Origin of the sequence: Candidatus Accumulibacter cognatus, from assembly GCF_000584975.1 — a bacterium.
Classification (GTDB): Bacteria; Pseudomonadota; Gammaproteobacteria; order Burkholderiales; family Rhodocyclaceae; genus Accumulibacter; species Accumulibacter cognatus.
Map to the genome: position 1 here is coordinate 21,752 of NZ_JDST02000021.1, position 10,895 is coordinate 32,646.

A 10,895-nucleotide genomic window follows, 5' to 3' on the forward strand; every position below is an offset into this window, starting at 1 on the left:
TTCATCATCGGGAGTGTCTGGAAATGTCATGACCGGTGGTCTCGTCATTGCAGTACGATCTGGCGCAAGCTTACGTACGTAAGGGCAAGGATGCCTAGCCCAATCAACCCTGCAGGTGCTGCAGCAGATCAGTTTCCAGTTTGACACGTCCAGCGCTTTCCTCGAGATGTCCACCACTGATCAGAAAAGTGTCCTCGACCCGCTCACCGAGCGTAGCGATTTTGGCCGTGTGCAGATTGGCCCGATGTCTAGCTAGTTCGCTGGCGATGACAAACAGTAAGCCGGGACGATCGGCGGCAATGACGGTGAGGACGAACAATTTCCCGGTTTCGTCGGCTTCCAGACTGACCAGCGGCTGGATGCTCACCTGCGTTTGAATCGGGAAATGTTTCACCTGCCGCGAGATGCGTCCGTTTGCGGGGACATCCAGCGGGGCCTGGTGAGCCAGCCGGTCACTGAGTTCGTGCTCGATATAGCTGATCATCGCCCGGTCACTGTCGCGTTTGGAGACATCGAGCAGCATGAAGGTGTCGAGCGCGTAGCCATGCCGCGTGGTGTGAATCTTGGCGTCGACGATGCTGTAACCGGCACGGCTGAAGAATCCGACCATACGCACGAAGAGGTCCGCCTGATCGTGCGTATAGACCATCACTTCGAGCCCCTCGCCAAGCGGATTCAGGCGGGCGACAACCAGCGGTCGATCCGTCTCTATTCGCTCGTGCAGGGCGCGAGCGTGCCACGCGATTTCTTCGGCCGATTGACGCAGGAAATAAACCGTATCGAGTTGATTCCACAAGGGCTCATGCGCCGCCTCGGGGAGCGCGAGAAAGCGCATCAGACGCAGTGCTTCCTGTTGTCGCTGCGCAATCATGCCATGCGTCATCAGCGTTTCGTCACTCGCCTGCAGGAAGCGCTGGGTGGCCTTGAACAGCTGCTCGAGCAGTTGTCCCTTCCAGGCATTCCAGACCTTCGGGCTGGTGCCGCGGATGTCGGCAACGGTCAGCAGGTAGAGCGCGATCAGATGCCTTTCGTCGCCAACGATGTTGGCGAATTGAGCCACCACGCCAGGATCGGTGATGTCCTGCTTCTGCGCGACACGGGACATCACCAGATGCTGGCGAACCAGCCAGACGACCAGTTCTGTATCTTCCGCCGCCAAGCCGTGCTGTTTGCAGAATTCCCGCGCATCGAGTGCGCCAAGTTCAGAGTGGTCACCGCCACGCCCTTTGGCGATGTCGTGAAACAGGGCGGCAATGTAGAGGAGCCAGGGATTACCGAGGTCGCTGATCAGACGAGTGCAGAATGGATACTCATGCGCGAACTCTTCCATCGAGAAGCGGCGCAGCCGGCGAATGACCTGCAGGATATGCTGGTCAACGGTGTAGACGTGGAACAGATCGTGCTGCATCTGCCCGACGATGCGTCCGAAACAGGGTAGATAGCGGCCCAGCACACCCAGTTGATTCATGCGCCGGAACTCCTGGACCAGACGGCGCTCCTGCTTGAAAATCTGCAGAAAAAGCGCCCGGTGCTCTGGATTGCAGCGGAAATCCTCGTCGATCAGTTGTCGTGCTCGCCACAGAGCGCGCTGCGTGCGCGCACTCATGCCCTTCAACTCGGCATGTGTCTGGAGCAATAGAAAAGCCTCAAGGATGGCGCTTGGAGTTTGCCTGAACACCTCCTCATGGACCACGTCGAGAAACTCATGCGCATTCTGGAAGCGTTCGTTGATTCGTCGCGGCGGGAGTTCAGGAGGGGGGAACAAGGCGGTGCCGATGTTCTGCAGGATGATGGCGTTGATCTGGGTAACCGTTTTGGCTGTTCGGTAGTATTGCTGCATCAGTGTTTCGCTGGCGCGAAGATCGGCCGTGGCGTTAAACCCGAGCTTTTCGGCCAGGGCTGTCTGGTATTCGAAGAGCAGTCGATCTTCGCGGCGTCCGGCGTGCAGGTGCAAATGAATGCGCAGGCGGCACAGAAAGGCTTCGCAGGCGGTCAGAAGCTGCGCCTCTTCGTCAGTGATGAACCCACAGAGCTCGAGATCTTTCCAGCTCTTGCCGTAGCCTGCAGCCTGCGCAATCCACAGGATGAGCTGCAGGTCGCGCAGTCCGCCCGGTCCTTCCTTGCAGTTTGCTTCAAGGCTGTAGGAGGTATCGCTGAAACGCTGATGCCGGTCTTCCTGCTGGATACGCTTGCTCTGGAAGAACGCCGGTGCGTCGAGGCTACTCCGGATGAGCACGGTTAGCCCCCGAAACAGGCTGCTGCTTCCGATCAGCAGGCGAGCTTCGAGCATCGCCGTCTGTACCGTGATGTCGCCAGCCGCTTCCTCCAGACACTGCTCGATGGTGCGCACGCTGTGGCCGGTTTCCAGCCCGACGTCCCAGAACACGCAGATCAGTTGTTCGATCCGGGTTGTCAGTACGTCATCCGCTTGTTCTGGCAGCAGGATCAATAGATCGACGTCCGAGGCCGGGTAGAGCTCGCCGCGTCCATAGCCGCCGACCGCAATCAACGCCAGCGAAGCCGGCAAGGAAAGGTCGTTCCAGAGTTCGCACAGCACTTTGTCGACTAGTTGGCTGCGTTCATGCAATAAACATACGGCGTCGCCCCCTGCAAGGAAACGTTCGCGGATCGTCCGCTGACCGTCCCGTAAACGAACCTTCAAGCGCGTGATCAAGGCGCTACGCGCTACTGCCTCTGCTGTCATCGCTGCCGTCCGGATTGTAAAGACCGGGAAGCGGCCAGCAGCCAGTGCTGCGTCAGCAAGGACCAGTACTGCAGGCCTCCCTGCATGAGCAAGCTAGGCCAGACAAGCAGCGGATACGCTCGCAAGCGTTCCTGTTCGAGCAGGTCCAGCAGGTTCTGCAGCACGACACCCCAGTAGGACGAATCGTCTCGTTTGCCGGTGAACCATTCCGCTTGGCGACAGGCAGCCCGCCACAGTTCCTCGGCACGGTGGTCGCTCACGCCGGTCTTGCTCGCTAGCCAGGGAAGAATCATTGGTGTCTTCATCTTGTATCAGCCTTTTCAACGATGCCGGCAGGTGTCGGTCGTATGACCTCCACGGGTGCGGCGATGTGCTGCCACGAGAGACCAGATGTGGTGCTTCAGACAGGCACCCACCAGTCAAGCAAGAATCGTGCGCGCCGAAATCCTGGCTGGTATGTGTCTTGCTGGTATCAGGGTGGCTGTAGGTGTCATTGATTGCAGCTAAGTGCCGGCAACAGTGCTTCCTGGGCGCTTGGAGCGGGTGCGGGCAAGAGAAAGGAGTTGTGGTACGAAGAGCGGTGGGCACAGTATCGGTGCAAATTTGACGCATACCTCCCTACGACAGTGCGCTATGGGGTGCGTTGATCGGGACCATGAGCCCGTTCAGCCGGAATGCATGAGAACTGAAATGGCGCCATTGGAAGAACCTAATCTGACAAGGAGGAATACCATGATCACAGAACGCAAGGCCACATTGACCATTCATGGCGAGGCCTCCTGGCCTATTTCAATCCTGGCGCCGACACAGGGCGCAAATTGTCTTGACATTCGCACACTAGGCGGCAGAAGCGGTTATTTCGCCTACGATTCGGGCTTCGAGTCGACTGCCGGTTGCAAGTCGAGGATCACGTGTATCGATAGCGAGAAGGGCGAAGTTCTCCATTACGGCTACCCGATCGAGCAACTCGCTGAGCAATGTGACTTTCTAGAGGTGGCTTATCTTCTGAAAAATGGCGAACTGCCAAATGCCGTGCAGAAACACTCCTTCGAGTCTGCGATCAGGAAGCAGGCATCGATGCATGAGCAGATGGTGAAGTTCTATCAGGGCTTCCGTCGGGATGCTCGCCCAATGGCGGTGATGGTTGGCGTGGTCGGCGCCCTGTCAGCTTTTCATCATGATGCGGCCGACTTTTCCGACGCTGAGCGGCGAAATCTCAGCTTCCATCGCATTGTCGCGCGCATGCCGACGATTGTCGCCATGGCTTACAAGTATTCGATCGGTGAGCCGTTCATGAGTCCTCGCTACGATCTCGGCTACACCGCCAACTTCCTGTATATGATGTTCGGCACACCGCGCGAAACGTACATGCCGATTCCGGCCATGGTACGCGCACTCAACAAGCTGTTCATCGTACAGGCCGAACAGGGACAGGATGCAGCAACCTCGACGGTGCGAATGGCGGGTTCCTCGGGTGCCAACCCGTTTGCCTGCGTCGCTGCGGCCATTGCCTGTCTGTCAGGGCCAGCGCATGCGGGAGCCAGCGAAGCCTGTCTGGCCATGCTCGAAGCGGTAGGCGACGTTACCCGGGTTGCTGAATTCATCGCTCTCGCCCGCGTTGACAGCGGCAGTCTCCTGCAGGTCGGCTTTGGCCATCCTGTTTGCACGACTTTCGACCCAAGGACACAGGTGATGCGCGCAGCGTACAACGAGTTGCTGAAGGATCTGGGACTGGAGGATCACCGTCTGTTCAAAGTGGCCAAGGCCATCGAGAATATCGCATTCGAAGATCCGTTTTTTGTCGAGAACAAGCTCTACCCGAATCTGGACTTCTACTCTGCCCTTGTGCAAAAGGCGCTGGGTATCCCGACCTCGATGTTTACCTGCATCATTTCGCTGGCCCGCACGGCGGGATGGATGGCACAATGGGAGGAAATGCTGAGCGATCCCGAGTACAAGATCGCGCGACCGCGTCAGCTCTACATCGGCGTAAACAGACGCAACCTGTCGTCATCAGCCTGAGCGATGCCGACGGAAATACCATGAACCATGAGCTACCATGGGCGATTCAGGCTTCGACAGAGATCTCGTCCGAATCTGGAGAGATCGCAGAATGTTGGTGCCACCAGAATTTGTGTCAGCGACGCACCAGACAGGTGCCTGTTACGGTAGTGCCGCACTGTTTTCTGGCGTTGGCGCAGTCTTTAGCGCCTCCGGATGCGAGTATTTGTGTAGTTGTTTTCCAGGCACGGTTTGTGCTTGATTTTCGTAGCCCGACGGCCATGGCGATTGCAGACACTCTTGATCATGAATGCCATGGCCGTTTCCCTCACCCTACCCCTCGCCTAGGTTCGGGAGAGAGGAGATTCGTGAGTCACTGACGCGACTTTCACATTGACTGGTGGTGAGTAAAATGAGCGCAGATTTCTACAACGAGATGTACGATTCGACAGACACGCTGCGGCCCCATTACCGGGCCTTTGCCGAATGGCTGGCAGCGATGTCGGCCGAGCGTCTTGAGCGCAAGCGGGTCGAAGCCGATACCGCATTTCACCGTGTCGGGATCACCTTTGCTGTCTACGGCGAGGAAGCCGGCACCGAACGCCTGATTCCCTTCGACATCATCCCGCGCATCATCCCGGCGGCTGAATGGCAGTCGCTGGAGGCAGGGCTATGGCAGCGGGTCAAGGCACTCAATGCGTTTCTGAACGACATCTACCATGAGCAGGCGATCCTCAAGACCGGTCGCATTCCGTCCGAGCAAGTAGTGGACAACGCGCAGTTTCGCCCCGAGATGATCGGCATCGACGTACCGTCGGACATTTACGCCCATATCGCCGGGGTAGATATCGTGCGTGCCGGAGCCGGTGAGTTCTACGTCCTCGAAGACAATCTGCGTGTACCATCGGGTGTCTCATACATGATCGAAGACCGCAAGATGATGATGCGGCTTTTCCCCGAGCTTTTTTCACGTCAGATGATCGCACCGGTTCAGCATTATCCGGATATGCTGCTGGAAAACTTACGTACCGTGGCGCCCAAAGGGGTAACCGATCCGACCGTCGTGTTGCTGACGCCGGGTGCCTATAACAGCGCCTATTTCGAACATACCTTCCTGGCACAGCAGATGGGTATCGAACTGGTCGAGGGAAGGGACCTCTTCGTCAAGGACGAAACAGTATTCATGCGCACTACGCAGGGTCCGCAGCGGGTCGATGTGATCTACCGCAGGCTTGATGACGACTTTCTGGATCCGGTGGTATTCAACAAAGAGTCGATGCTGGGTGTGCCGGGACTGCTTGCCGCCTATCGCGCCGGCCATGTCACGCTGGCCAACGCCATCGGCACGGGTGTTGCCGATGACAAGTCGATCTACCCTTACGTACCGGAGATGATCCGCTTCTACCTCGGGGAGGAACCGAAACTCAACAATGTCCCAACCTGGATGCTGCGCAAGCCGGATGACCTGAAGTATGTGCTGGCGCACCTGCCGGAACTGGTGGTCAAGGAAGTGCATGGCGCTGGCGGCTACGGCATGCTGGTCGGGCCGGCGTCGAGCAAATCCGAGATCGAGGAATTCCGTACCCGGATCCTGGCTTCGCCCGAGAAATACATCGCACAGCCTACGCTGGCTCTATCCAATTGCCCCACGTTCGTCGAGGCTGGAGTCGCGCCACGTCACCTCGACCTGCGTCCCTTTGTCCTGTCAGGCAAGCGTGGTATCCGGATGGTTCCAGGCGGCCTGACCCGGGTAGCGCTTCGAGAAGGCTCACTGGTCGTCAACTCCTCGCAGGGTGGCGGGACCAAGGACACCTGGGTACTGGAAAACTGAGCATACAGGGAGAGCCGAAATGTTGAGCCGCACAGCTGATCACCTTTACTGGATGGCGCGTTATACCGAACGCGCCGAGAACCTCGCGCGTCTGCTCGATGTCTCCTACCAGATGTCGCTGGTACCCCAATCCGTTGCCTCACGCAATGAAAACTGGCGTGCCATACTTGCATTGAACAGCCTGGAAGCCGATTTTGCGGAGACCAACCGCGAGGTCAACGTCGAGAGTGTCCTGCGTTTCATGGTTTCTGACCCCGCCAATCCTTCGTCGATCTTCAATTGTCTACGCGCCGCGCGCGAAAATGCGCATGCCGTTCGCGGCACCATGACTGCCGAGATGTGGGAGAGCGTCAATGCGACCTGGATAGAACTGCGGCAGCAGAACTTCGAACATATTCTCGCGCGCGGCATCAGCGAGTTCTTCGACTGGGTCAAGCTACGTTCGGCGGTCACGCGCGGCGTGACTTTCGGGACCATGCTCAAGGACGATGCGCTGCACTTCATCCGCCTCGGCGGACTGCTTGAACGGGGAGATAACACCGCGCGCATTCTCGATATGCAATATCACATCCTGCGCCAGAATGACGACGAAGGGGCCAGCGACTTCTATCGCTGGGGTGCGCTATTGCGCTCAGTATCCGCATTCCAGGTCTATCGCAAGGTGTACCGTGACGCCATCACGCCGGGGCGAGTTGCCGAATTGCTGATCCTGCGCGAGGACCTGCCAAGATCCTTGCATGCCTGCGCTGACGGCATCGTTCGCATGCTGCAACTGGTTGCCAACAAGGCCTCTGCCGAGACTGTACGGCAGGCCGGTGTGCTGCATGCCCGCCTGCATTTCGCGCGCATCGAAGATGTTCTGGCCGGGGGACTGCACGAGTACCTGACCGATTTCATGGATCGTATCTTCGAGCTGGGCGACGGCGTCAGCCGCGACTTCCTGGTGCCGGGTTGAGTTGCCATGGCTCAACCAAAAGGTGAGGCAAGGCGAGCTCGGGCCGAACGGTTCCATGCCCGACGGCGTTGGCGAACCCTGATCGGCAAGCACGTGATCTAATTGGCTACCGTCGTCGGGTCTGACGTACCACCTTCAAAGACATGCGCCACCAGAGGTTCCCCAGCCTCCGGCGTCAGCAAGCCGATGACGATATGCCGCTTGCCTTTCCAATCATCACGGGCAATCGATCAGTTGCGGGCCGTGCCGCCTGAGCGGCGCCACGGGGTCATCCTGCAACCGAGTGGGGGTCAGCGGTGTGCATAACGGGATGTTTCCGAGCTGGGAAAAAGCGAAGATAATGGGCGCATTCGTGCCTGATGTGGCTGGGTTGCTTGTCACGCACGCATGAGGCAAAGGAGTAGCCGCAATGAAGAGACGTCTGCTTGGGTGGTTGGCAGCGCTGACGCTGTGCGCGATCTGGAGCGGCACCGCAATGGCGTATGGCCGTGTCGTCGTAGGTGGCTTCTACGGAGGTCACGGAAGAGTAGACTATTACGGTGGCTGGCAAGGCTACCATGGCGGATGGAGAGGAGCCTACTGGGGTCCAGGCGCCGGGTTTTATATTGGTGCGCCCGCTTATTGGGGTGGTTGGCCCTATGCTTATTCTTACGGATACATCCCCTATGCCACAAGCTACGCGGTAGCCCCAACAGTTTATGTTGAGCAGCCAGTCGAGGGAGCTCCGCTGCCTGCTCAATCCCATCCGGATCCGCCATCCGTTGCAGGCAATGCCGGCTCGCCACCGACGTTCTGGTTTTATTGCACCCAACCTGCGGGCTACTACCCTTACGTTCGGGATTGCAGCCAGGCCTGGATACGGGTGCTGCCGCAGGCGGACACGAGTGTGAAGACGCGACCCAAGCTGGCGCAATAGGCCGCAACGGAGACTCATCATGGAAAAACGAATGTTTTTGCGGTTGCTTGCGGCCAGCTTGTTCATGACAGGGTGCGTGACCATACCGACCGGTCCCACGGTGCTGGTCCTGCCGGGGCAACAAAAATCCTTCGAGCATTTCCGGGACGATGACATCGCTTGCCAGCAATACGCATGGGCGTTGACGGCGCCCGTCAGCCAGGCGGCTGCCGATGCGGCCGTCAGCCCTGCCGTGGTGGCGACCGCCATTGGCGCTGCCGCGGGTGCGATCATCGGTTCAGCGACCGGCCGAGCGGGCCAGGGTGCCGCGATCGGTGCGGGGACCGGACTGGTTTTTGGCAGCTCGGCGAGTGGCCACACTGCCCATCTGACTTCCTACGAGCTGCAGCGGCGCTACAACATGGCCTATGTTCAGTGCATGTACTCGCGTGGGAACCAAGTGCCGGGGTCGGCCGTGTACCGCCAGGCACCGGCGAATTACCTGCCACCCGGAGCGCCTCCACCGGGCTATCCGCCGCCCGGCACGCCTGCACCGGACCTGCCACCGCAGCCCAAACCCCCGCCGAACTATCCGCCGCCGAATACGCTGCCGCCGGAGGGTGTTCCCCCCCAACGCAAATAGGCCTGGCCAACATGCGCGCAGCAAGACCGAGGGGAGTGATGCCCTTGTCACCGATCTTGTTGGAGGCCCAAAGTGGGCACGTGCTTGATGAGGTGGTGAACGACCTGACCATGGTAGCGGTCCTGGTCGATCCGTCGACTTGACTTGCCAGGGAGTGAGAACCTGTGAAAATATCCTGCAAGATTCGGGCTGAAGCCTGTGGCGGGAGTACAGTGGGGAAGTGATCATGTTGATTACGAGGTGACGGCAATGACTGAGACTTCCTCCTTCATTTTCTCTGATGGAACGACACCCGCAAACGCAAACGCCCGAATTCTGGCAGTGACTTGGTGCTGAAGGCTGCTGCGCTTGTTCTGATGCCTGATCGTAACCAAGTGGTGCCGCGCGCGAGCAGTCTGGAATCCCTGTTGCTGCCGGGGCACTGGGCACGGATGGTCTGGGGTTATGTGGAGCGGCAGAACATGTCACGGCTGTATGCTGGGATCAAAGCCGTTGAAGGCGGGCCGGGGCGACCGGCGATTGCCCCTGAAATTCTGTTCGCCCTGTGGCTTTTTGCGACATGGGAAGGTGTGGGCAGTGCCCGAAGGCTTGAGCAGTTGACTGGGGAAGACGACGCCTACCGGGGGATCTGTGGGGGCGTGGACGTGAATTACCATACCCTGGCTGATTTTCGCCACGAGGTCGAGGCGATGGACGAACTGCTGACGGACAGCATCTCCAGCCTGATGGCGGCAGGCGCCGTCAAACTGAAGGCAGTGGCACAGGACGGCATGCGAGTACGAGCCAGTGCCGGTGCCGCTTCCTTTCGCCGAGAAGACAAACTCAAGGATCATCTTGAAACGGCTCGGAAAAGAGTTGCCCAACTCAAGGCCTACGTCGACGATCCTGTGGGCGAAAGCCCTCGTAAGCAAGCGGCGCAGCGGCGTGCGGCAGAAGAACGTGAAGCGTATCTTGAAGCTGCTCTGGCCCGCCTCCCTGAACTGGCGGCCATCAAAAAGAAGCCAGGCCAGAAACCCGAGGACGCCCGTCGCTCGACGACTGACGCCGAGGCGACGGTCATGAAGATGGGGGATGGCGGATTCCGGCCGGTGTACCACATCGAATTTGGCCGCGACACGGCAAGTCAGGTGATCGTAGGCGTTGATGTCGTCACCACGGTTGATGTCGTCACCACGGGCAGTGACATGGGGCAGATGGTGCCCATGGTGGAGCAGGTCGTGGATCGTTGCGGACGGGCACCCGACGACTGGTTGATGGATGGTGGATTTCCGGCGCACGACCAGATGGATTCCGTGACCACACCAACGCGAGTGATGGCTCCCGTGCCCAAGCCGAAAGCCAAGAAGACAACGACGGACGAAATGGCGGGACACGAGGCTGCGGGCGATGTTTCGGTGACGCCGAAAGTGGCGGTCGATCCGCACCAGAGGAAACCCGGAGACAGTACGGCCGTGGGAGACTGGCGGGAACGGATGGGCACAGACGAGGCCAAGGCGCTTGATAAGGCACGTGCAGCCACGGCCGAATGTGTCAATGCCCAGGCCAGGAATCTCGGACTGGTGCTGTTGCCGGTGCGTGGAGTAACCTTCTCCCGGCAGAGCCGGGGGCTTTCAATATGTGAGCCGCTCAAAGCGGCTAAACAGGGTCGCTAACGCGACCCTGACTTTCTTGCGCCACCTAAGCCCATAGCCTTATACACAACTCATTCAGCATGAGCAAAAAAGCGATCTAAATCGTTGATTTTTAGATGAAACATGCTCAAACGAGCAGGTTTTTATGCAATTCGGTAACTTATTGTTTCATAACGATATTTATGATGTCAGATGAGTTGTGTATAAGGCTATGACCTAAGCCGGCGAAGCCGGA

At 58.8% G+C, this 10,895-nt stretch carries 6 protein-coding genes and 1 pseudogene; 5 read left to right on the top strand and 2 right to left on the bottom strand.

The genetic code is table 11. The features are described 5' to 3' along the window. Positions 1–103: 103 nt before the first annotated feature. Together AW06_RS05085 and AW06_RS19925 are read right to left on the bottom strand one after the other, a co-directional pair. Complete coding sequence (locus AW06_RS05085) at positions 104–2,704, bottom strand: [protein-PII] uridylyltransferase (protein WP_034946598.1); 2,601 nt, start codon at positions 2,702–2,704, stop codon at positions 104–106. After that, entirely contained in the window at positions 2,701–3,009 is a 309-nt protein-coding gene (locus AW06_RS19925; RefSeq protein ID WP_138678123.1) for a hypothetical protein, read from the bottom strand. Before AW06_RS19925 ends, AW06_RS05085 begins: the two co-directional genes overlap by 4 nt. A 427-nt stretch (positions 3,010–3,436) precedes the next feature. On the opposite strand from AW06_RS19925, the gene gltA reads away from it, so the two are divergent. The 5 genes and pseudogenes from gltA to AW06_RS05115 form a co-directional block, all read left to right on the top strand. Next, positions 3,437–4,726, top strand: a complete 1,290-nt coding sequence (gltA, locus tag AW06_RS05095) for a citrate synthase (RefSeq protein ID WP_034946601.1) — start codon at positions 3,437–3,439, stop codon at positions 4,724–4,726. 391 nt (positions 4,727–5,117) lie between these two features. Continuing rightward, positions 5,118–6,536, top strand: coding sequence for a circularly permuted type 2 ATP-grasp protein (locus AW06_RS05100; protein ID WP_034946604.1), 1,419 nt, complete (start codon positions 5,118–5,120; stop codon positions 6,534–6,536). 19 nt (positions 6,537–6,555) lie between these two features. Further along, positions 6,556–7,491, top strand: a complete 936-nt coding sequence (locus AW06_RS05105) for an alpha-E domain-containing protein (RefSeq protein WP_034946607.1) — start codon at positions 6,556–6,558, stop codon at positions 7,489–7,491. A gap of 992 nt (positions 7,492–8,483) precedes the next feature. Then, positions 8,484–9,029 carry a glycine zipper family protein gene (locus tag AW06_RS05110; RefSeq protein WP_273704398.1) on the top strand — a complete coding sequence of 182 codons (546 nt, stop codon included), beginning with the start codon at positions 8,484–8,486 and terminating at the stop codon, positions 9,027–9,029. 335 nt (positions 9,030–9,364) lie between these two features. Next, positions 9,365–10,645: pseudogene (locus AW06_RS05115) on the top strand (transposase); the annotation flags it as partial. Positions 10,646–10,895 lie beyond the last annotated feature (250 nt).

Bases quoted from the DNA above. Each gene is read 5' to 3' on its own strand.
- AW06_RS19925 (WP_138678123.1), bottom strand. From the start codon at position 3,009: ATGAAGACACCAATGATTCTTCCCTGGCTAGCGAGCAAGACCGGCGTG.
- AW06_RS05105 (WP_034946607.1), top strand. From the start codon at position 6,556: ATGTTGAGCCGCACAGCTGATCACCTTTACTGGATGGCGCGTTATACC.
- AW06_RS05085 (WP_034946598.1), bottom strand. From the start codon at position 2,704: ATGACAGCAGAGGCAGTAGCGCGTAGCGCCTTGATCACGCGCTTGAAG.
- gltA (WP_034946601.1), top strand. From the start codon at position 3,437: ATGATCACAGAACGCAAGGCCACATTGACCATTCATGGCGAGGCCTCC.
- AW06_RS05100 (WP_034946604.1), top strand. From the start codon at position 5,118: ATGAGCGCAGATTTCTACAACGAGATGTACGATTCGACAGACACGCTG.